The sequence below is a fragment of the Maribacter sp. HTCC2170 genome (assembly GCF_000153165.2).
Lineage (GTDB): Bacteria > Bacteroidota > Bacteroidia > Flavobacteriales > Flavobacteriaceae > Maribacter_A.
Genome location: NC_014472.1, coordinates 496,094 through 516,070, shown reverse-complemented (window position 1 = coordinate 516,070; position 19,977 = coordinate 496,094). Strand labels below are relative to the sequence as shown.

At 36.4% G+C, this 19,977-nt stretch carries 21 protein-coding genes; 12 read left to right on the top strand and 9 right to left on the bottom strand.

What is annotated here, in order from left to right; all coding sequences use genetic code 11:
* Positions 1-5: 5 nt before the first annotated feature.
* Positions 6-692: a hypothetical protein gene (locus FB2170_RS02450; protein WP_013304917.1), complete on the bottom strand. Its 687-nt coding sequence runs from the start codon at positions 690-692 to the stop codon at positions 6-8.
* Between the two features lie 198 nt (positions 693-890).
* Here FB2170_RS02450 and FB2170_RS02445 point away from each other — a divergent pair, with 198 nt between their 5' ends.
* The 3 genes from FB2170_RS02445 to FB2170_RS02435 all read left to right on the top strand — a co-directional run bounded on the left by FB2170_RS02445 (position 891) and on the right by FB2170_RS02435 (position 4,179).
* Entirely contained in the window at positions 891-1,769 is an 879-nt protein-coding gene (locus FB2170_RS02445) for a PPK2 family polyphosphate kinase (RefSeq protein WP_041632993.1), read from the top strand.
* Positions 1,766-3,166: a M20/M25/M40 family metallo-hydrolase gene (locus FB2170_RS02440; RefSeq protein WP_013304915.1), complete on the top strand. Its 1,401-nt coding sequence runs from the start codon at positions 1,766-1,768 to the stop codon at positions 3,164-3,166. Before FB2170_RS02445 ends, FB2170_RS02440 begins: the two co-directional genes overlap by 4 nt.
* Before the next feature lie 80 nt (positions 3,167-3,246).
* Positions 3,247-4,179 (top strand): peptidylprolyl isomerase, encoded by a 933-nt coding sequence (locus FB2170_RS02435; RefSeq protein WP_013304914.1) that lies wholly within the window; start codon positions 3,247-3,249, stop codon positions 4,177-4,179.
* 500 nt (positions 4,180-4,679) lie between these two features.
* Here the strand turns inward: FB2170_RS02435 and FB2170_RS02430 are convergent, their stop codons facing one another.
* Both FB2170_RS02430 and FB2170_RS02425 read right to left on the bottom strand, forming a co-directional pair.
* A complete protein-coding gene (locus FB2170_RS02430; RefSeq protein ID WP_013304911.1) occupies positions 4,680-4,874 on the bottom strand; it encodes a cold-shock protein in 195 nt (64 codons plus the stop codon).
* 154 nt (positions 4,875-5,028) lie between these two features.
* Entirely contained in the window at positions 5,029-5,667 is a 639-nt protein-coding gene (locus FB2170_RS02425) for a peroxiredoxin (protein ID WP_013304910.1), read from the bottom strand.
* 109 nt (positions 5,668-5,776) lie between these two features.
* Here FB2170_RS02425 and FB2170_RS02420 point away from each other — a divergent pair, with 109 nt between their 5' ends.
* Positions 5,777-6,319 carry a YfiT family bacillithiol transferase gene (locus tag FB2170_RS02420; RefSeq protein ID WP_013304909.1) on the top strand — a complete coding sequence of 181 codons (543 nt, stop codon included), beginning with the start codon at positions 5,777-5,779 and terminating at the stop codon, positions 6,317-6,319.
* Between the two features lie 29 nt (positions 6,320-6,348).
* On the opposite strand, the gene FB2170_RS02415 is transcribed toward FB2170_RS02420, so the two are convergent.
* Positions 6,349-6,909, bottom strand: a complete 561-nt coding sequence (locus FB2170_RS02415) for a thioredoxin family protein (protein WP_013304908.1) — start codon at positions 6,907-6,909, stop codon at positions 6,349-6,351.
* Positions 6,910-7,016: 107 nt separating this feature from the next.
* Between FB2170_RS02415 and FB2170_RS02410 the strand changes: the two genes are divergently transcribed.
* From FB2170_RS02410 to FB2170_RS02400, 3 genes are read left to right on the top strand one after another with little or no spacing between them, the layout of a single operon-like run.
* Positions 7,017-7,355, top strand: coding sequence for a tRNA-binding protein (locus FB2170_RS02410; protein WP_013304907.1), 339 nt, complete (start codon positions 7,017-7,019; stop codon positions 7,353-7,355).
* 4 nt (positions 7,356-7,359) lie between these two features.
* Positions 7,360-8,283, top strand: coding sequence for a bile acid:sodium symporter family protein (locus tag FB2170_RS02405; protein WP_013304906.1), 924 nt, complete (start codon positions 7,360-7,362; stop codon positions 8,281-8,283).
* Positions 8,280-9,323 (top strand): lysophospholipid acyltransferase family protein, encoded by a 1,044-nt coding sequence (locus FB2170_RS02400; RefSeq protein WP_013304905.1) that lies wholly within the window; start codon positions 8,280-8,282, stop codon positions 9,321-9,323. The genes FB2170_RS02405 and FB2170_RS02400 overlap by 4 nt, the downstream gene beginning before the upstream one ends.
* A gap of 1 nt (position 9,324) precedes the next feature.
* On the opposite strand, the gene FB2170_RS02395 is transcribed toward FB2170_RS02400, so the two are convergent.
* The 3 genes from FB2170_RS02395 to FB2170_RS02385 all read right to left on the bottom strand — a co-directional run bounded on the left by FB2170_RS02395 (position 9,325) and on the right by FB2170_RS02385 (position 14,135).
* The gene (locus tag FB2170_RS02395) at positions 9,325-11,847 is read right to left on the bottom strand and encodes a M14 family metallopeptidase (RefSeq protein WP_013304904.1); all 2,523 of its coding nucleotides are present in this window, start codon (positions 11,845-11,847) and stop codon (positions 9,325-9,327) included.
* Between the two features lie 83 nt (positions 11,848-11,930).
* Complete coding sequence (locus FB2170_RS02390; protein WP_013304903.1) at positions 11,931-12,302, bottom strand: PUR family DNA/RNA-binding protein; 372 nt, start codon at positions 12,300-12,302, stop codon at positions 11,931-11,933.
* A gap of 78 nt (positions 12,303-12,380) precedes the next feature.
* Positions 12,381-14,135, bottom strand: a complete 1,755-nt coding sequence (locus FB2170_RS02385) for an ABC transporter ATP-binding protein (protein ID WP_013304902.1) — start codon at positions 14,133-14,135, stop codon at positions 12,381-12,383.
* A gap of 210 nt (positions 14,136-14,345) precedes the next feature.
* On the opposite strand from FB2170_RS02385, the gene nusB reads away from it, so the two are divergent.
* The 4 genes from nusB (at position 14,346) to FB2170_RS02365 (ending at position 17,539) form a co-directional block, all read left to right on the top strand.
* Positions 14,346-15,260, top strand: a complete 915-nt coding sequence (gene nusB / locus FB2170_RS02380) for a transcription antitermination factor NusB (protein WP_013304901.1) — start codon at positions 14,346-14,348, stop codon at positions 15,258-15,260.
* Between the two features lie 41 nt (positions 15,261-15,301).
* Positions 15,302-15,772 carry a DUF1573 domain-containing protein gene (locus FB2170_RS02375; RefSeq protein ID WP_013304900.1) on the top strand — a complete coding sequence of 157 codons (471 nt, stop codon included), beginning with the start codon at positions 15,302-15,304 and terminating at the stop codon, positions 15,770-15,772.
* A 25-nt stretch (positions 15,773-15,797) separates the two neighbouring features.
* On the top strand, positions 15,798-16,091 hold the full coding sequence (gene yajC, locus FB2170_RS02370) for a preprotein translocase subunit YajC (protein WP_013304899.1): 294 nt from the start codon (positions 15,798-15,800) through the stop codon (positions 16,089-16,091).
* A gap of 122 nt (positions 16,092-16,213) precedes the next feature.
* On the top strand, positions 16,214-17,539 hold the full coding sequence (locus FB2170_RS02365) for a Gfo/Idh/MocA family protein (protein WP_013304898.1): 1,326 nt from the start codon (positions 16,214-16,216) through the stop codon (positions 17,537-17,539).
* Between the two features lie 35 nt (positions 17,540-17,574).
* Here the strand turns inward: FB2170_RS02365 and FB2170_RS02360 are convergent, their stop codons facing one another.
* Both FB2170_RS02360 and pepT read right to left on the bottom strand, forming a co-directional pair.
* Positions 17,575-18,168, bottom strand: coding sequence for a YdeI/OmpD-associated family protein (locus FB2170_RS02360; protein ID WP_013304897.1), 594 nt, complete (start codon positions 18,166-18,168; stop codon positions 17,575-17,577).
* Positions 18,169-18,182: 14 nt separating this feature from the next.
* Entirely contained in the window at positions 18,183-19,409 is a 1,227-nt protein-coding gene (gene pepT, locus FB2170_RS02355; RefSeq protein ID WP_013304896.1) for a peptidase T, read from the bottom strand.
* Between the two features lie 74 nt (positions 19,410-19,483).
* Between pepT and FB2170_RS02350 the strand changes: the two genes are divergently transcribed.
* A complete protein-coding gene (locus FB2170_RS02350) occupies positions 19,484-19,930 on the top strand; it encodes a hypothetical protein (protein ID WP_013304895.1) in 447 nt (148 codons plus the stop codon).
* Positions 19,931-19,977: the final 47 nt, after the last annotated feature.

Genomic DNA, 19,977 nt, shown 5'->3' with positions numbered 1-19,977 from the left:
TTTGATTATTTACATTCATTAAGTTTTTCCAAAGCCTCGGCCGTAATTTCCTTGGTTCGTAAGTTATAATACTTTTTACCTTCAGTCAGGTTTTGAATCAGCAGCTGTTGCTCACAATGTGTATATATGTTTTGAGCAAAGGCTCGTGCTTCACTGCAATCTACTGAATTGACTATTTCGTTTAGGGATGCTCTATATTTTTCAAGTGAAATATCGATTTTTCGCTCAAAATCCTTTTTCCCAGGTTTTTTCATTGCCATCTTTTTCTCTTCTGAGACTACGGTGTTCATAGCCAATAGATCACTCCCATACTGGCTATCATGTAATTCATGTTCTTCAAGAGATTCTATTCCGCCCAAGGTATTTTCAAGTGCCCTGTTCAATAGAATTCTGGTGCCGTTCAATGATGTGGCTTTTGTTGCCAGTTTTAGATTGGCAAGCCCCTCGGCTATGCTTTCAGCAGCATATTCACAACCGCATTCCTTTAATTGCTTTTTGGATTTTTCAATGGCGTTCAAAGCTTTATAAGCAAAGTACCTAGCTTGATTGATGTCGTCGACAGCAATTGCTTTTTCAGTTTGTTTCTTTACGTAATTAATGTTAGAACCAGCATATTCACATGCCTTGTCTACCTTGAAAGAAGAGAAAAAGAAAACCAATACAATTATTGATACTGAGTAGTATTTCTTCATAATATAGGCATTTTATGAGTTGTAAAATTTGGGAATAATACATGGTAAAAGTAGTTATAGCGTTCTGTATAGCCCATTTTTTTCGATGGAATGCAGGAAGTTTCCTATAATTTAGGTTAGGAGTGAAAATCTAGGTTGAACGGTCGTTTTTTTTAACATATTATGCATTTCAACGATAAAATATTTTATATTCAGGGCATGAAGAATGTAGATATTAATGCATACAAAGCCATTAAAGATGTAAATCTTGCTGAAATACCAACCTTTGAAAATTTTGGAGTTACGGATAAGGAATTGAAGAAGGACCTTGAGAAGATTCGAGAAGATCTGGGGGATTTTCAAGATACACTTTATGCACACGGAAAATACAGTGTTTTGGTCTGCTTGCAGGGGATGGATACCTCTGGGAAGGATAGTTTAATTAGGGAAGTATTCAAAGATTTTAATGTACGAGGTGTTGTTGTACATAGCTTTAAAGTGCCCACTGAGTTGGAGTTGAAGCACGATTATATATGGAGACATTATATTGCCTTGCCAGCGAGAGGTAAATTTGGTGTTTTTAACCGAACACACTATGAGAATGTTTTGGTAACCCGTGTTCATCCAGAATATATTTTGGGAGAGAACATACCTAGCGTTAACTCCGTTTCAGATATTGACCAAAAGTTTTGGGATGCTCGTTTTGAACAAATAAATAACTTCGAGAAGCATATAGTTGATAACGGAACCATTGTTTTCAAATTCTTTTTGCATCTGTCTAAAGAAGAACAAAGACAACGTTTGTTGAGAAGGCTGCGCTTGAAGGAAAAAAACTGGAAGTTTTCCCCAGGTGATCTAAAAGAAAGAAAGCTATGGGAAGAATACCAACGATGCTATCAAGAAGCAATAAACAATACCTCAAAAGAACATGCACCTTGGTTTGTTGTGCCAGCGGATAACAAAAAGGCGGCCAGGGTAATTGTAGCACAGGTCTTATTGGAAGAGTTAAAAAAATACAAAGATATCGTCGAACCTGAACTTGATGATAAAATAAAGGCTAATTTAGAAACCTATAATCAACAATTAGAAAACGAATGAGGTTTATAAAGCTTACCCTGATTGTCTTACTTACTGTTTGGAACGGATTTTCTCAATCCGAGGATGAAAAACAAATCAAAGCAATATATGATGCTGCTCTTACGAAAGGCAAAGCATATGATTGGCTTAACCATTTGTCAAATCAAATTGGAGGTAGACTATCTGGTTCTGTTCAAGCACAGCAGGCTGTCGATTATACGAAAACGCAATTAGATTCATTGGGGGTTGATCGTGTTTGGTTACAGTCGGTCATGGTACCTAAATGGGTACGAGGAACTCCGGAATTTGCATATTTTGAGACTGCCCCAGGAATAACAAGTGATGTTCCCATCTGTGCTTTAGGTGGATCAGTAGCAACACCTTTAGGAGGTTTAAAGGCCAATATTATTGAAGTAAACGGTATAGAACAATTAGCAAAACTTGGAAAAGATAAAATTGCTGGTAAAATTGTTTTTTATAATAAGCCGATGGACCCTACTCTTATAAGTACTTTTCAATCGTATTCAGGTTGTGTGGATCAGAGGTATGCTGGTGCTAGTGAGGCTGCTAAGTTTGGTGCGGTTGGTGTGATTGTGCGGTCTATGAACTTAAGATTGGATGATTTGCCCCATACAGGATCTATGAGTTATGGAGATACGGATGCTTCAAAACGTATTCCCGCTGCAGCGATAAGTACCAATGGTGCAGAACTTTTGAGTACAACATTGAAGTTGAGCCCAATTACTAAATTCTATTTTAAGCAGAACTGTAAGCAATTTGAAGATGTTGAATCTTTCAATGTAATAGGGGAAATACAAGGAAGTAAATACCCGAATGAGATTATGATTGTTGGTGGGCACTTAGATTCGTGGGATTTAGGTGACGGTTCACATGACGATGGTGCAGGCTGTGTTCAGAGTATGGATGTGTTGAGGCTTTTGAAGGAAAGTGGATATCGACCTCAAAGAACTATTAGGGTTGTTTTATTTATGAATGAAGAAAATGGACTTCGAGGCGGTAATAAGTATGCTGAGGTCGCAAAGGATAAAAATGAAAATCATGTTTTTGCACTCGAAAGCGACGCTGGTGGATTTACTCCGCGAGGCTTTTCTTTTGATTGCTCCGATTCTAATTTTGAACAAGTACAAAGTTGGAAAAAGTTATTTGAGCCTTATCTTATTCATATGTTCGTTAGAGGAGGAAGTGGAGCCGATATAGGACCTCTCAAAAATGATGAAATGGTTTTAGCAGGGCTAAGGCCTGATTCCCAAAGATATTTTGATCACCACCATGCTGAAAATGATACGTTCGAGCATGTTAACAAAAGAGAGTTGGAACTAGGAGCGGCAACAATGACGAGTCTTATTTATCTGTTTGATAAATATGGTATTGTAAAACCACCCAAAATTAAAGGATAACTGCTGTAGATTTGTTTTGGTTGAGTTCTAATCTCAAGACTAAATTACTTACCTTTGCCGCTCATAAAAAATAGTGCAAAATGCAAGACGGAATCTACGCAAAATTCAATACTTCGAAAGGAGAGATATTAGTAAAACTTACTCACGATAAAACACCAGGAACGGTTGGTAACTTTGTCGCTCTAGCAGAGGGTAAGTTAGAAAATAAGGCCAAATCAACAGGGGAGCCATATTACAATGGTCTAAAATTCCATAGGGTAATACCTGATTTCATGATTCAAGGTGGTTGTCCGTTAGGTACTGGTACCGGAGATCCTGGATACAAGTTCGATGATGAATTTCACCCTGAACTTACCCATGATACACCTGGTGTACTCTCAATGGCAAATGCTGGCCCGGGAACAAACGGCAGTCAGTTTTTCATTACCCATGTTCCGACTCCTTGGTTAGATAACAAACATACAGTTTTTGGTCATGTTGAGGCTGGTCAAGAAGTTGTTGACGTTATAGCCCAAGCCGATTCTATTGAAAGCTTGGAAATTGTTAGAGTGGGAGATGAGGCAGAAAAATGGGATGCTTTAGGATCTTTTAAAAGTTTTGAAAGCTCTAGAGAAAAAAGAATGGCAGAGGAGAAAGAGAGACAAGTAGCCGAATTAGATAAAGTGGCAGCGGGTTTTGATGAAACTGAAAGCGGACTTCGATATAAAATTATTCAAAAAGGTACTGGCGACAAGGCCGAATCTGGGAGAACAGTTTCTGTTCATTATGAAGGTTCATTGCTGAGCGGCCAGGTTTTTGACTCGTCATATAAGCGTAACCAACCAATTGATTTTCAATTAGGCGTTGGTCAAGTAATCGCTGGTTGGGATGAAGGTATTTCTTTATTAGTAGTTGGTGATAAAGCACGTTTTGTAATTCCATCCAATTTAGGTTATGGTAGTGCCGGTGCGGGAGGAGTTATTCCACCTGACGCAACTTTGATTTTTGATGTAGAATTGATGGAGGTTAAGTAATATCCAGTAACCCATTTAAATATAAAGGCCTCAGTAATTCACTGAGGCTTTTTTGATTGAATTATTCTCATCGTTTTTTGGATTGTTGGCCCAAACTTGCAACAAATAAAACAACATTTATTAGTACTAAAGATAAGAGTATAGTTAAAAAAGAAGGCATAACAAAAGAGATTAAGGGGTTTATAATGTATTCATATATATAACAGTTGAATATGTAAAAACCCTACCTTTTGCCTGTGATTTAAGTAATTACCTCGATTTCGCTCCTCCTGTGCTCAAAAGTAAGAGCATAATGTTAATTATTAGAAGCGAAAACACGATTGTTAAAAAAGTTCCCATGAGATTTTTGGTTAATGATAAATGATACGAGAGGGGATTGTTATTTAACAAATAGATTCTTTCGATACCTAAAGGTTGCGTATTTTTTTACTAAAATAGTTTCAAAAAAAACCCCCAATGAAATATCATCGGGGGCCATATAAAAAAGTTAAAATCGTTACCTAGTCAACTACCTTCACATTAACGGCGTTCAATCCTTTTTTACCTTGTTGTAGTTCAAATTCTACAACATCACCTTCACGAACTTCATCGATTAAGCCTGAAATGTGTACAAAATGATCTTCGTTTGAACCATCTTCAGTGATAAAACCATATCCTTTTGAATCATTGAAGAATTTAACTGTTCCTTTACTCATAATAAAAATTATTAAATATTAATTAAAGTGCAAATGTAGGGTTAAAAATTTTAATTGTATGATAATTCGTAAGTTATCTTTATGTTAAGCCCTTTGGATTAAGCATTTGACCCCCAAACACTATACCTTTTTGGGGCTAAAGTTTGTTATAAACTTAGGAAGTTGGGTCTGGTGTCATTCTTAAATATGGTTTTATTTCTTCAACACCTTTATCAAACATTTCACGTGCCTCATTTGTTGGAATCGCCGGACTTACCACCACATCTTGACCATGTTCCCAATTCGCCGGTGTAGCTACCTTATGATATGCAGTTAACTGCAAGGAATCTACCACTCTTAAAAGCTCATAAAAATTACGGCCAGTTGAAGCGGGATAGGTAAGCATTAATTTTACCGTTTTGTCTGGAGCAATAATAAACACTGAGCGAACAGTTAGGTTATTGTCTGCTTTTGGATGAATCATATCATACATATCAGAAACCTTTTTGTCCTCATCAGCAATTATTGGAAAGTTAACTGTTGTATGCTGCACTTCATTTATGTCTTTGATCCACTCATTGTGCGAATCTGCACCATCAACACTCAAAGCGAGCATTTTTACATTACGTTTGTCAAATTCATCCTTGAATTTAGCAGCGGTACCTAATTCTGTTGTACAAACAGGAGTGAAATCTGCTGGATGTGAGAAAAGAATTCCCCAGCTTTCTCCTAAGTAATCGTAGAAATTAATAGTTCCCATTGAGCTGTCCGCAGTAAAATCCGGAGCGTTGTCACCTAATCTTATCGTTGCCATATTAATGTTTTTAAATTTCTAATCAGTTAGAACATAAAATTAATCGATAATGAAATCATGACCCTTTAGATCCAAGTTAAAACTGTATTAAATTTTCTATTTTTGGTTTATGGAAGCCATGGACATTGAAAAATTAAAATATCCTATAGGACAATTTGAATACCCCTCAGAAGTCACAAAAAAAGTCATTCTTAATTGGATTGGGATATTGGAAGAATTGCCTATCAATCTGGAGAATTTGGTAATAGATTTATCAGAAGAGCAATTAGAAACCCCTTATAGACCTGGAGGATGGACAGTTCGACAATTAGTGCATCATATAGCAGATAGCCACCATCATAGTTATACTCGTTTTAAATGGGCATTAACAGAGAACGCACCACTCATAAAAGCCTATGAAGAGAAAGAATGGAGCAGTTTGTTTGATGCGAAAACGGCACCTATTCAACTGTCTTTGGTATATCTAAAAGCGCTACATGCGAAACTTGTTTTTCTGTTAAAAGGGTTGACTGACCAAGATTTGGAAAAGTACTATGTTCACCCAGATGGCAATGCCCAGGTGACTGTAATGGAGAATATTGGTAAATATGCTTGGCATAGTAAGCACCATTGCGCACATATTCAAGGATTACTTGATCGTAATGATTGGTAGAAATCCAAGAGGATTTAGATTGATTACCACTACTTTTTAAACCATTTTATATTGCAGCCAATACTAGGTTTTTGTATGGTATTGGCTTCTTTACCATGAATAAGGGCTTCAATTGCACTTCTTAAATCTTTTCCAGTAACTGGTAAGCCGTTTCCTGGTCGCGAATCATCCAATTGCCCCCTATAAAAAAGGTTCAAATTATCATCGAACAGGTAGATGTCTGGCGTACAGGCTGCTTCATAGGAAATTGCTACTTCTTGGGACTCATCGTAGAGATAAGGGAAAATATACCCTTCCGTAATTGCCGTTTGTTTCATCAAGTGAGGAGCATCCTGGGGGTAATTCACGACATCATTACTTGATATAGCAACGAACGAAATCCCAACTTCCTGATAGGTTTTTGCCATTTTCGATATTTCAGGATTAATATGGATTACAAAGGGACAATGATTGCAAATGAACATGATGACAGTTCCTTTTTCCCCTTTTAATGAACTCAACGAAAGAATTTTTCCAGACACGGTATCCATTAAATCAAACGCAGGTGCTTTTGTGCCTAAAGGCAGCATATTACTGGGGGTATTTGCCATTTAGTTGTCTTTTAGTTGTAGCTAAAGTTAAAAGTAATTCGCCAATTTTTTGTAATCTGATTTGCTATTTTTTAAATTGAACAATTGAAATAAAATCAAAGTTTCGAATGAGTGAAACAATAAACTGGGCGGACTTTTCAAAAATTGATATGAGAGTGGGAACCATTATAGAGGTTCTGGATTTTCCCGAAGCCCGAAATCCAGCCTATCAGGTTAAGATTGATTTTGGTGCTGAAATAGGTATAAAAAAATCTTCCGCACAGATTACATCTTTATATGAGAAGGAAAAACTTTTGGGCAGACAAATTATTGCAGTTATCAATTTTCCGAAAAAACAAATTGCAAGCTTTATGAGTGAATGTCTTATCTTGGGAGCAGTTGAAGGGAAAGATGTTGTTTTGCTTCAACCAGAATCGTCTGTTACTAACGGACTCAAAATATCTTGACTGTTTGACCGAAACCATACTTGACAATGTTCATATTAATTTCAATAGCCAGGCGCTGTGGGTAATGAATATTGCTTTGGCTTTGGTAATGTTTGGTATTGCCTTGGAGATTTCAGTGAATGATTTTAAGCGGTTATTTAAAAACCCTAAACCTATTTTCACTGGAGCTTTCAGTCAGTTTCTTTTGCTCCCAGCGATTACCTTCTTACTTGTTTGGTTAATCGAGCCTATTCCTAGCATTGCTTTGGGGATGTTTATGGTTGCTGCTTGCCCAGGAGGAAATATTTCGAATTTTATAACACATTTGGCCAAAGGGAATTCAGCTTTATCTGTAAGTCTGACCGCAGTGGCGACCTTATTGGCAGTTTTTATGACACCTTTGAATTTACAGTTGTGGGGATCGATGTATGGTCCAACTGCCACAATTTTAAAAGATGTTGCCATATCACCTTTAGAAATGATTAAACTGGTCTCTTTGTTGCTGGCATTTCCACTGGTTTTGGGAATGTGGGTTAATCATGCTAGACCAATTCTAGCAAAAAAAATGGCTAAAATTTTAAAACTTCTTTCGCTGTTGTTCTTCATTTCTTTGATTTTCCTTGCTCTTTATAACAATCGAGAGATTTTTTTGGATTATATATTTTATGTGTTTTGGATTGTCATTATTCATAATCTAGTGGCTTTCGCAACAGGTTTTTCAATTGCGAAAATCGGGGGTCTTTCGAAAAAGGATGTACGTTCAATTACCATTGAGACCGGAATCCAAAATTCAGGCTTAGGTTTATTGTTGATATTTACTTTTTTTGAGGGACTGGGCGGGATGGCTCTCCTTGCGGCTTTCTGGGGAATTTGGCATTTAATCTCTGGGTTGATTCTTTCGGCCGTATGGGGTTATAGGCCCGTTAAGAAAGAAGAATTGGTGTCATGAAAATAGGATATAACATTGTAAAACTCTGGCTTAGAACAGGTCTGTTTTTCTATTATACTAAAATGGAGGTTGTTGGCAGGGAGAATATTCCAAAAGGCAAGCCGATTATGTTATTGGCAAATCATCAAAATGCATTAATGGATCCCTTGATGATTGCAATGAATTGTGGAATGAATCCTTATTTTCTTGCACGATCGGATTTATTCAAGAAACCGTTGGTGAGCAAATTTTTGCATTATTTGCAAATGATGCCTATTTATAGATTCAGGGATGGCGTTGATACTTTGAAGAACAACCCCGCGATTTTTAAGAAATGTGGAGACTTATTGGTAAATGGTGAAACCGTAATGCTTTTCCCTGAGGGCAACCACGGTATTTTAAGAAGGGTAAGGTGGCCTATGCGAAAAGGTTTCGTTAAAATGATTTTCTGTGCTTTGGAAAAGGAACCTAATTTGGATATCCGCATTCTACCTGTTGGATTAAACTATTTGAAAGCTGAAGGGTTTCCTGATAGTGTTTCTATGCATATAGGTAAAGATTTTGCGGTTCAAGATTGTTTTGACCCAGATGATTTAGTTGCTACCGAAGCTAAATTAAAAGACGAAATCTATGATAGACTGCAAAAGGTTACAACTCATATTTCGGATGAGAAAACCTATGAAAATGTTTTAACTCAATTAAAAAATCAAAAAGTCGATTATTTAAATCCTAATAGTGTAAATGGTATTATTTCTGGTATTGACCCAAATATTAAAGTAACGCCAATCAAAAGAAACACGAATTGGATCTCTGGTTTTATGAAAATATTGTTCAGTATTATAAATTTTCCTATTCTGCTTCTTTGGAATAAAAGAATAAAATCAATCCCATTGGATATTGAGTTCAGGACAACTTTGCGTTTTATGATGAGCTTAATACTCTTCCCCGTGTATTATTTGTTACTTTATTTACTGCTCCGATATACATTGGGCCAAGAAATAGCTCTAACCATTATCTCAGCCCAAGTTTTATTTAATCTTTTATACGTTAAGCTAAAGTAGCTTACATCATCTTACCAAAAAATATGGCATTCATTAATAATTTGTTTGTCCCATACCAAAAAGCTCTGAAATTAGTATTGTCAGTAAATACGATGACCCTTCCTTTCCCAACTCTCTTTACTTGAAAGGGCACTGAATTTTTCAAGAGCTCCAAATTTTCCTCTGAAATATATCCGCTCAACAAAGGACTATTGGTATACTGAATAGGATTGTTATAACTGTTCTTATCAGCTTCAATATAAACATTTGAGTTCCTGAACATGGCAAGTCTATCATTCTTGTAGCCATAATTTATGGGATGTGAAAGATCTAGTTTAGCTTCAAAAATGGCGCCACCAGTTACTTGAGCACCATTAAAATCTCCTTTTTCAGCAAAGGATATGTTTTTAGCAACTAAAGTATCTTTTTTGAACTTCAACTTAATAACTTCGTTCTTATTAAGCCACTCAGCAACACTTCTATACCCAATCAATGTGCCACCTTCTTTAACCCATTCTTTTATCTTTTCGGCATACTTTTTTGATAGTCCACCTCCCCATGAGCTAGGAATAATCAAATCTGTATATTTGTTTAAATCCACATTACTTAAATAGGCCACATCAAGTTTGGTTAACTGCATGTTGTAACGTGTATCAAACAAATGCCAAATTTCACCTGCGTCATATGATCTTATTCCGTTACCGACAAGTATGGCAACCTTTTGTTTTTTAATAGGATCAAAATCATTACTACCCAAATCAATACCCTTGGTAAGTCCAGTACCAACAGATATTATCTTAAGCATACTTTCATTGGCTACATCTTTTAGAAAAGTGTACAAATCGTCAGCATTCAACTCTTGATTCTGAACCGGGACCATTATTGTACCGTAATCATATTGTTTGCCCTCCAAACTAAAAGGTGATTTGGCCACTTTGGCCCTTAAACCTTTTTCTACTATTTTGTTCAAAGCTTTAGGGGTATAATATTCATTCCATTCAAACAAATATGCATAACTGCTTTTTCCGCTTACATTACCGGACAATGGCTCAAAATTGGTAATTTCAGCTCCAGCATTTGTCATAGAACTTTGTTCAGAATAATCAACGTTGAATGCTAAAGGAAAAGTCCAAGCTGAAATATCATAAAAAAGACTGTCCGAAAATGTAGTTCTTTTTTCGAACATGGCTTTAATAAGTCGGTGGTTCTTTTGATTCATTGGAACCACGTAACTATTACCTTTCTTATACTTTTTTCCTCCAATTGCGACATCGTTCGCCAATTCGTTGAATTTTATTTTCTGTCTTTTTAGAATTTCGGCTAAATGCCAGGCTTTGGCTCCATCTTTATTATCTCCAAAAACAATCGATTTTGTTCTGCTCTTAGCAGCTTCAGCTCTTACATTTTTGTAAAAATCGCGCTGATAGTTCAAGATTTTTTCACGCATATTCTTGGCAGCTTCAATTGTAGACAAAGCTGTGGTAAACTGATTGCGTATTGTGAAAGGGAATGTCAAAAGCCCATTTTCAGTTTCTTGAATATGCCCTCTGGAGCTTCCTTGCTCAAATAAAATACCGATACTACCATTAACATCTGGAAAGGTAGAACCCTTTCCATAGTAATAGTCATCATAGTTTTCTTCAGAATAGTATAATGACCCAATTTTGTCCAGCGCTTTTGCATGGTACTTTCCAATCTCTGCAGTCAACTCTTGGTTCATTTTTGGGGTCAAGGGGTGTACTCTTGTTGGCTCACCTGGCTGAAAAAAGAAAGTTGAATTAGTTCCCATTTCATGATGGTCGGTTAATATATTAGGCAACCACTTATGAAAACTCTTTATTCTAGCCCTGCTCTCTGGCAATTGTACTGGCAACCAGTCACGATTCATGTCAAACCAATAATGATTGGTACGACCACCTGGCCAGACCTCATGATATTCCCTTTCATTATTGTCGGCCACAAGGTTGATGCTTTTGTTTGTATTTGCCCAATAGGCAAAACGTTGTAAACCATCAGGATTGAAGGAAGGATCCATTAAAATAACCATGTTGTTTAAAAGGTTATCTATTTCTGGACCTTGGGCAGCTGCCAAATAATAGGCGTATGCCAATCCCGCATTGGCACCACTAGGCTCATTACCATGGATAGAAAACCCTTGGTAAACAACAATGGGCATTGAGTTTGTTGGTAAAGAACTGGCCCCATTTTCAGTTAGTGCAATATGGTCCTGCCTTATTTTCTCAATATTCAAATGATTTGATGGTGATGTCACAGTTAGCAACAATATTGGTCTGCCCTCGAAGGTCTTACCTCTTGTCTCAATGGTTATCCGATCACTTTTTTGAGCGAGGGTCTGCATATAAAACATGAGTTTGTCATGTGTAACATGCCACTCACCAACTTCATGTCCTATTACCTCTTTAGGTGTCGGAATGTTTGTGTTATAAGTAACGTTTTGAGGAAGATAATAGTTAAGGTCAAGATTTTCTTGCGCAGCAACGGAGCAGGAAATCAAAAGAGCTAGCGTTAGGAGTATACTTTTCATTTTAGTTTGAATTAGCTTAGGTTAAAAATAAAAAACGACCCTGAGAAAAGAGGGTCGTTTTAAGTATTATTTAATAATAAATTTTAAATATCATCAAAATCTACATCTGTGAAACTTTCGGTAGCTTTCATCTCACCATTCTCCTGATGTTCTTCTTTTTTAAAATCTTTTTGATGTCTTTCTGAGATTACTTCACTTCCTTTTTCATCAATGATGAAATCCATCATTTCCTCCACATTTTCCCTAAAGGCGGTAAAGTCTTCTTTATAGAGATAAATCTTGTGCTTTTTATAATGAAACGACCCGTCATCATGTGTAAATTTCTTACTCTCGGTAATCGTAAGGTAATAATCTCCCGCTTTGGTACTTCTTACATCAAAAAAATATGTTCTTCTCCCGGCTCTTAAAACCTTGGAGTGTATTTCTTCTTGATCTATTAAATCTTTGTCGCGCATTCTGTTAGTGTCTAGTTAATATTAATGGGGAATTTCATTCAAAAGTGTAAAAAAAAAGCCATTTCAGCAACAATATTTCTAGTTTTCTTTTTCCGCTAGTTGATGCATATAGAGTTCCTTGTAATATCCTTCTACATTGTTCAATTTTTCATGGGTTCCTTCCTGCAGTAACCTTCCATCCTCCAGTACCAAGATCTTATCTGCGTTTTTCGCTGATGATACTCGATGACTCACAATGATGGTCGTTTTGGCACTTGACGCCTTTTGAAGGTTGTTTAAAATGGTCTCTTCAGTCTCTGTGTCGACCGCCGAGAGGCAATCATCGAATAAATATATTTGCGGATTTTTCAATAGCGCTCGAGCAATGGATACTCTTTGTTTTTGCCCACCGCTTAATGTTATGCCACGCTCTCCAAGAACTGTGTCATACTGATTTTTGAAATCCATGATATTTTTGTGGACAACGGCATTTTTTGCCACCTGGATTACTTCCTCATCCGATGAGTCGTAATCACCAAATTTGATATTGTTCTTAATCGTGTCCGAGAATAAGAAAGCATCTTGCGGTACTGCGCCTATAGATTTACGCAGGGTATTGAGATTTAATTTTTTTAAAGACTCACCATCCACTAATATTTGGCCAGAACCAACATCATAAAGTCTTGCGATTAAATCCAGAATAGTTGACTTTCCCGAGCCTGTTTTGCCCAAAATCGCAACTGTTTGGCCCTCTTTAATAGTGAATGAAATATTTCTTAACGCGGTTATGTTGGTGTCATCGTAAGTAAAACTTACGTTTTTGAATTCTATTTTTCCTTTTATAGGTGTTTCTTCTGAAACCTCATTCGTAATTTCAGATTCTACTTTTAAAAATTCATTGATTCTTTTTTGTGATGCTTCAGCTCTTTGGATAATTGAGGTAAGCCAACCTACTATTGCCACAGGCCATGTCAACATATTCACATAAATAATGAACTCTATAATAAGGCCTACAGATGCAATTTCTCCATTTATATACTGTTGTCCTCCTATATATATTACAAAAATGTTACTTATACCAATAAGTAAAATCATTAACGGAAAAAACCAGGCATTAACTTTTGCTAGGTCCATACTTTTGTTTTTGCCCTCTAACGCCAAAGCACTTAATTCTGCATTTATTTTGGGCTCAATTGCATATGCTTTAATTACCGAAACCCCTGAAAAAACCTCCTGTGTAAAAGTTGAGAGTGAAGAAAGATACTCTTGAACCACTGTACTTCGCTTATGTATGACTTTACTTATTTGATAAATAAGTACAGATAGGATTGGGAGTGGAATCAAGGTATAAGCTGCTAGCGTTGGTGCCTTGATAAACATAATGGGAATAATACATGCGAACAATGTTATGGTATTCATACCATACATCAAAGCCGGTCCTGAATACATGCGCACTTGGCTAACATCCTCACTAATACGGTTCATCAAATCCCCAGTTCTATTCTTTTTATAAAAATTTAAACTTAGAAATTGATAATGATCAAAAATTTCATTTTTTAAATCATATTCTATATATCGAGAAACATAAATAATAGTCTGGCGCATCAAGAATGTCAAAAAACCAGAAAGCAACGCAGCACCAATAATTATAAGAATAAACTCCAGTAGCATCTCTTTAGCGACCTCTTGTGTCAATTCACCTTTGATAAAATCCTCTACAACAGTAATTGATTTATTGGCATAGGACGGCATTATCAATTGAAAAATTTTGGCCGCTACCGTAATTATCATCCCAACCAGGAGTTTTAGCCAATATTTTTTGAAATATTTATTAAGATGTTTGAGTTCTTTCATAAAAGTGGTCAACCGGGGGGGTGAGATTTGCCCATTTGCCAAAGATATAAGTTTGCTATAAAACCAAATGTTATAAATTTTATAAATAAGATATTAATTGCAGTCTAGGCCATAGTTTAAAATAGATTACTATTTTTGCTCCCTATTTGCATTAATAATTCGTAAAAGTTCTTTAACATGCTTACAAGAAGGCACATTCGGGTAAAAGTTATGCAGTGTATCTATGCATTGACCCAATCAAAAGATGAATCTTTGGAAAAACAGGAAAAGTTCCTGAAAGTAAGTATAGAGAACATGTATACCCTTTATTTATTGATGCTGAGCCTGTTGATTGAAATTCAACAGTTGGCCAGCAATAAGGTAGAATTGTCTTCCAAAAAATACCTCTCCAATAGTTCTGATTCTTTTCCGGACAAAAGAAAGTTTGCTAAAAATAGATTATTGGCAAAATTGTCTGATAATGAAAGTTTGAAATCAGAATTGGAAAAAAGAAAATTAAAAAATTGGTATTTAAATGAGGAATACGTAAAACTCATATATAAAGAGATAGTTGAAAGTGATGTCTATGCTAAGTATATGATTATTCCTTCGAGCACATTTAAAGATGACAAGGAGTTTATTTCGACTATTTTTAAAGAAGTCATTGCCCCGAACGAAAAAATATATGACTATTTCGAAGATGATAAGCTAACTTGGGTAGATGACATACCTATTGTTAACACCTTCATCTTAAAACAGTTAAAAAAGGTCAGTGAAGATAAAAGCGATTCCTATTTCTTGCCAAGACTTTTGAAAGATAATGAGGATATGGATTTTGCCCAGAAATTGTTGACCAAAACACTTTTGAACAACAGCAAATGGGAAAAAGAAATTGAGGGCAAAACACCTAATTGGGATAAGGATCGTATAGCTGATATAGACGCTATATTACTAAAAATGGCAATTTGCGAACTTTTGAATTTTCCGTCTATTCCAGAAAAGGTGACCATCAACGAATTTCTGGAAATTGCTAAAGAGTACTCAACCCCAAAAAGTAGTATTTTCATTAATGGCATCTTGGATAAACTGGTAAAAGAGTATAAAACCGAAGGAAAACTTAAAAAGGTTGGTCGCGGGCTATTATAAATTATTTAATTAATTTTGAAACAAATTAAAAATTACTACAGATGAAAAGAGCAATTTTAGGTTTAAGTTTACTGTCAATGATGGCCTTTGTGTCATGTAAGGAAAACGCCTCAAGTAAAGTTAAAACAGATAATGTGGCAGTAGCTGCAGAGCGCGATGAAGCTTCAAAACAAATTCCTGTGATGGAATTTGAAAAATCGGAGCATGATTTTGGAACAATTGAGCAGGGAACACCTCAGGAGACAGTATTCACTTTTACCAATACAGGTAATGCACCTTTGGTTATTACAAATGCAACAAGTAGTTGTGGCTGTACTGTGCCAAACCCACCTAAAGACCCAATAGCACCAGGTGCAAAAGGAGAGTTACTTGTTAAATTCAATGGTGCGGGCCAAAACCAAGTAACAAAAACAATAACTGTTATTGCGAATACTGCCAAAGGTTCCGAAATGTTAAAAATAAAGGCCTTTGTAAATCCTAAAGGAGCAGCGCCGTTAGGTCCTGTTAAATAGATAATCAATTATATAAATAGATAGTATGGGAAGTGGTAGTATAATGGATTTTATGCCGATGATCCTCATTTTCGTGGTAGCGTACTTTTTTATGATACGCCCTCAAATGAAAAGGCAAAAAGATGAGAAAAAATTCTCAGCAGAATTAAAAAGAGGTGACCGTATTATCACTAAGAGCGGCCTACATGGGAAAGTCGTAGATATAAGCGAAAAAGATACGTCATGTGTTATTGAGACCATGGCTGGGAAACTCAAGTTCGATCGTTCGGCCATATCAATGGAGATGAGCAAAAAACTAAATACTCCAGCAAAAAAGTAATACTTCTAAATTTAATGGAAACAGGAAAGCCGATCATTGTATCGGCTTTTTTTATGCATAAAAATTGGCTAACTTCATAGGGTATTAAAACATAAGTTATGCATCACACTAGAAGAAATTTTATGAAGAAAGGTTCATTGGCTATGGCGGGAGCAGGAGCGGCCTTTTTATTCCCAATTGAACTGTTGGCAACAATAAGAAAAAGAGTAGGCCCAAATGACACCATTAATGTTGGGTTGATTGGTTGCAAGGGCATGGGGTTCTCAGATCTTATCTCCGTTCTTAAAATAAGCGAGACCAATGTAATAGGGTTATGTGATGTAGATGAAAATGTTTTAAGAGAAAAGACTGCTGAATTAGAGAAAGCAGGAATCAAAAAGCCTAAATGGTATACTGATTATAGAAAACTATTGGAAAATAAGGATATAGATGTCGTGGTTATTGGAACACCAGATCATTGGCATTGCCTTCAATTAATAGATGCTTTGCAAGCTGGTAAAGATGTGTACTGTGAAAAACCGATTGCCAATTCTATTCAAGAGGCGAACATTATGAAAGGTTTTGTTGGTGCAAGTGATCGTGTTGTACAGATCGGTCAGTGGCAGCGCAGCCAACCTCATTTTGTGGATGCCATTAAATACGTCCATTCTGGTAAATTAGGAGAAATACGATTGGCGAAAGCTTGGGCCTATCAAGGATGGATGAAGCCTGTTCCCATTATTCCAGATACTCCAGTGCCTGCAGGAGTAGATTACGATATGTGGTTAGGGCCAGCTCCGAAAAGGGATTTTAATAAAAATAGATTTCACTTTAGTTTTAGATGGTTTTGGGATTATGCAGGTGGATTGATGACAGATTGGGGGGTTCATTTGATTGATTACGCTTTATATGGAATGAAAGCTGGTACGCCAAAATCAGTAATGGCCTTAGGTGGGAAATTTGCTTATCCTGATGATGCTTCTGAGACCCCTGATACTTTACAAACCGTATTTGAGTATGATGATTTTTCTATTCTCTGGGAGCATGCTACAGGAATTGATGGCGGTAATTATGGTCGAAATCATGGCATTGCTTTCATTGGCAACAATGGTACCTTGGTCCTTGATAGATCAGGATGGGAGGTAATCCCCGAAAATGAGTTCAAAGGTTGGGGAAAAGAACCTGGAAAACGTATGGAAGCAATGCCAATGCAATATAATAAGGGCAATGGGTTGGATTTACATACTACTAATTTCATAAACGCCGTAAAAAGTAGGGATGTTTCATCTTTAAATGCACCTATTGAAGTTGGTTATGATGCGGCACTTGTGTCACATATGGGCAATGTTGCCTATAAATCGGGTGATAGAGTTTACTGGGATAAGACCCAGGGTAAGTTTAAACAAGAGGCGGCCAATGAATTTATGAATACAACTTATCATAATGGTTGGAAATTGCCGACATTATAAAAAATACATTCTTGCTCAAAGATTTGCTAGGACAATCAGCAGTTACGGTATTTGTCATTTAGACCAAGTCCAGCGTTAATCATTGGGATTATTTTTTCCAAACGCGAAAGTTTGGTTTTTTCTTGTTTGGCCGAAATTATATGTTTGGCATATTCTTTTTGTTTATAGGGTGTAAGTGTGTCAAATGCTTTTTTTGTTTCAATGTTTTTCGAAAATACATCTTGCAAGAGTTTAGGAATTACAAGTTTGGTCTTTTTCTTTTTTTCGGGGATTAATCGCATGCCCTTCAATTGATTATCAATGGCTTCGTTCATATAAGCAATTACCGTTGCATCGTTTATTTCCTCAATCGACTTAAAATGCCAATGACGCATTGCTTGGGTTTTAGCTTCTTGCGCATTGATTAAAACCTTTTTTGGGTCTTTTAAAAAAACACCATTGAAAAAACCCAATCCAAAATGATTTTTGAATCTTGCTATCCAAAACACGTTTTTTCCATCTGCCACATATACGGGGGAGCCCCATTTTAAAGTTTCAACGGCATTGGTTTTTGCGGCCAATTCTCTTAATTTGTTGATTGCACCTTTAAAGGGGCGCTCCTTGGCATAGTAAGCTTCCAATTTTTCCATATTTTCCCTCTTGACTAAATTTTGCTTGCAGTAAGTTCGCAAATTTTAACGATAACTTCAACCGCTTTTTGCATACTCTCTACAGGTACATATTCATATTTGCCATGAAAATTATGACCTCCAGCAAAAATATTTGGACATGGCAGTCCCATATAACTGAGCTGAGAACCATCTGTCCCACCTCTGATAGGTTTAATTATTGGAGAAATGCCGACTTCTTCCATTGCTGATTTTGCAATTTCGACAATGTGGAAAACAGGTTCAATTTTCTCTCTCATGTTAAAGTATTGGTCCTTTATTTCCAACTGTATGCAGTTCCCGTAAGTGGTGTTTAATTTCTCAGCTATCTTTTTGAGTAGATTTTTTCGTTTCTCAAAATGTTCCCTGTCATGATCACGAATTATCAATTCGAACTCTGCATGTTCTATTTCGCCCTGCATATGATGTACATGAAAAAAACCTTCCCGTCCAGAAGTGTTTTGAGGTGTTTCTTCAGGAGGTAGAATACCCATGAATTCAGTGGCAATACTAATGGCGTTTATCATTTTTCCTTTAGCATAACCAGGATGTACGCTCTTTCCTTTAATGACAACTTTGGCGCTGGCTGCATTAAAGTTTTCATATTCCAATTCCCCAATTTGACTACCGTCCATTGTATAGGCCCAATCTGCACCAAATTTTTCTGTATTGAATTTCTGTGCACCGCGACCTATTTCCTCATCTGGCGTGAACCCAATTTTAATATCACCATGTTCAATCTCAGGGTGTTCTACCAAATACTCCATCGCAGTAATGATTTCGGCAATCCCTGCTTTGTCATCTGCTCCAAGCAGTGTTGTGCCATCTGTAGTAATAAGGGTTTGGCCCTCATATTGCTTAAGATCATCAAAATATTCGGGCGAAAGAATAATGTTCTTCTCCTTGTTCAGGATTATATCCTTACCATCATAATCATCGATAATCTGCGGATTTACATTGGTGCCACTAAAATCCGGAGTTGTGTCAAAATGTGCTATAAATCCAATGACAGGAACTTCCTTTTCGATGTTTTTAGGTAAGGTCGCCATGATATATGAATTGTCATCAATTATTACATCTTTTAATCCAATACGTTCCAATTCATAAGCCAACTCTGTGGCCAAATTCCATTGTTTTTCCGTACTCGGTGTTGTTTCTGAATTAGGGTCGCTCTGAGTATCAATTTTAACATAACTCAAAAAACGGTCAATAAGTTGTTGCATCTACTGGTGTTTACTCAAAAATACAGATTATTATTAGTATTTTGGTTTCATATAAAGCTCAGCAATTTACAAGCATGAAAATCCAATTATCTTATATATTAATATTGTTTTTACTTTTTCTTTTTGGAAATGTTGCCGCCCAGGAGGACTGTGTTCTCGGGGTTGGTATTACTAAAGATGAGACTATCGTAGATGTTTTTCAACTGAACACCATACAAGCCGAGCAACTGATAAATTTTAGTGCAGAATTAAAGTATAGAAATGAATTGCTGAACAATCAAGCAGAAAATATTTTAAAGCGTCACCCTCAAAGTTCAGCTGCGGAATTAATGGTTTTGGCAGAAAAATATAATGTTATTCGTGATAGTATGGAGCTTGTTCAACGAATGATTGACATAAAGACACTAAAACTTTTTAATGAAAAGCAATACCAGCGCTATCTGGAATTGTGTAACGAGGCATTTAGGCAACCTTTTAGGGTTGTTCCGACCAGTTATAGAGATAGTATTCCACCTAAATGATATTAACTATGAATGTTGACAAAATTGGCATTTCTTAGACACTGGAT

Bases quoted from the DNA above. Each gene is read 5' to 3' on its own strand.
- FB2170_RS02425 (WP_013304910.1), bottom strand. From the start codon at position 5,667: ATGGCAACGATAAGATTAGGTGACAACGCTCCGGATTTTACTGCGGAC.
- FB2170_RS02400 (WP_013304905.1), top strand. From the start codon at position 8,280: ATGAAAATAGGATATAACATTGTAAAACTCTGGCTTAGAACAGGTCTG.
- FB2170_RS02445 (WP_041632993.1), top strand. From the start codon at position 891: ATGAAGAATGTAGATATTAATGCATACAAAGCCATTAAAGATGTAAAT.
- FB2170_RS02375 (WP_013304900.1), top strand. From the start codon at position 15,302: ATGAAAAGAGCAATTTTAGGTTTAAGTTTACTGTCAATGATGGCCTTT.
- FB2170_RS02365 (WP_013304898.1), top strand. From the start codon at position 16,214: ATGAAGAAAGGTTCATTGGCTATGGCGGGAGCAGGAGCGGCCTTTTTA.
- FB2170_RS02450 (WP_013304917.1), bottom strand. From the start codon at position 692: ATGAAGAAATACTACTCAGTATCAATAATTGTATTGGTTTTCTTTTTC.
- FB2170_RS02435 (WP_013304914.1), top strand. From the start codon at position 3,247: ATGCAAGACGGAATCTACGCAAAATTCAATACTTCGAAAGGAGAGATA.
- yajC (WP_013304899.1), top strand. From the start codon at position 15,798: ATGGGAAGTGGTAGTATAATGGATTTTATGCCGATGATCCTCATTTTC.
- FB2170_RS02430 (WP_013304911.1), bottom strand. From the start codon at position 4,874: ATGAGTAAAGGAACAGTTAAATTCTTCAATGATTCAAAAGGATATGGT.
- nusB (WP_013304901.1), top strand. From the start codon at position 14,346: ATGCAGTGTATCTATGCATTGACCCAATCAAAAGATGAATCTTTGGAA.
- pepT (WP_013304896.1), bottom strand. From the start codon at position 19,409: ATGCAACAACTTATTGACCGTTTTTTGAGTTATGTTAAAATTGATACT.
- FB2170_RS02390 (WP_013304903.1), bottom strand. From the start codon at position 12,302: ATGCGCGACAAAGATTTAATAGATCAAGAAGAAATACACTCCAAGGTT.
- FB2170_RS02395 (WP_013304904.1), bottom strand. From the start codon at position 11,847: ATGAAAAGTATACTCCTAACGCTAGCTCTTTTGATTTCCTGCTCCGTT.
- FB2170_RS02360 (WP_013304897.1), bottom strand. From the start codon at position 18,168: ATGGAAAAATTGGAAGCTTACTATGCCAAGGAGCGCCCCTTTAAAGGT.
- FB2170_RS02350 (WP_013304895.1), top strand. From the start codon at position 19,484: ATGAAAATCCAATTATCTTATATATTAATATTGTTTTTACTTTTTCTT.
- FB2170_RS02440 (WP_013304915.1), top strand. From the start codon at position 1,766: ATGAGGTTTATAAAGCTTACCCTGATTGTCTTACTTACTGTTTGGAAC.
- FB2170_RS02420 (WP_013304909.1), top strand. From the start codon at position 5,777: ATGGAAGCCATGGACATTGAAAAATTAAAATATCCTATAGGACAATTT.
- FB2170_RS02415 (WP_013304908.1), bottom strand. From the start codon at position 6,909: ATGGCAAATACCCCCAGTAATATGCTGCCTTTAGGCACAAAAGCACCT.
- FB2170_RS02410 (WP_013304907.1), top strand. From the start codon at position 7,017: ATGAGTGAAACAATAAACTGGGCGGACTTTTCAAAAATTGATATGAGA.
- FB2170_RS02385 (WP_013304902.1), bottom strand. From the start codon at position 14,135: ATGAAAGAACTCAAACATCTTAATAAATATTTCAAAAAATATTGGCTA.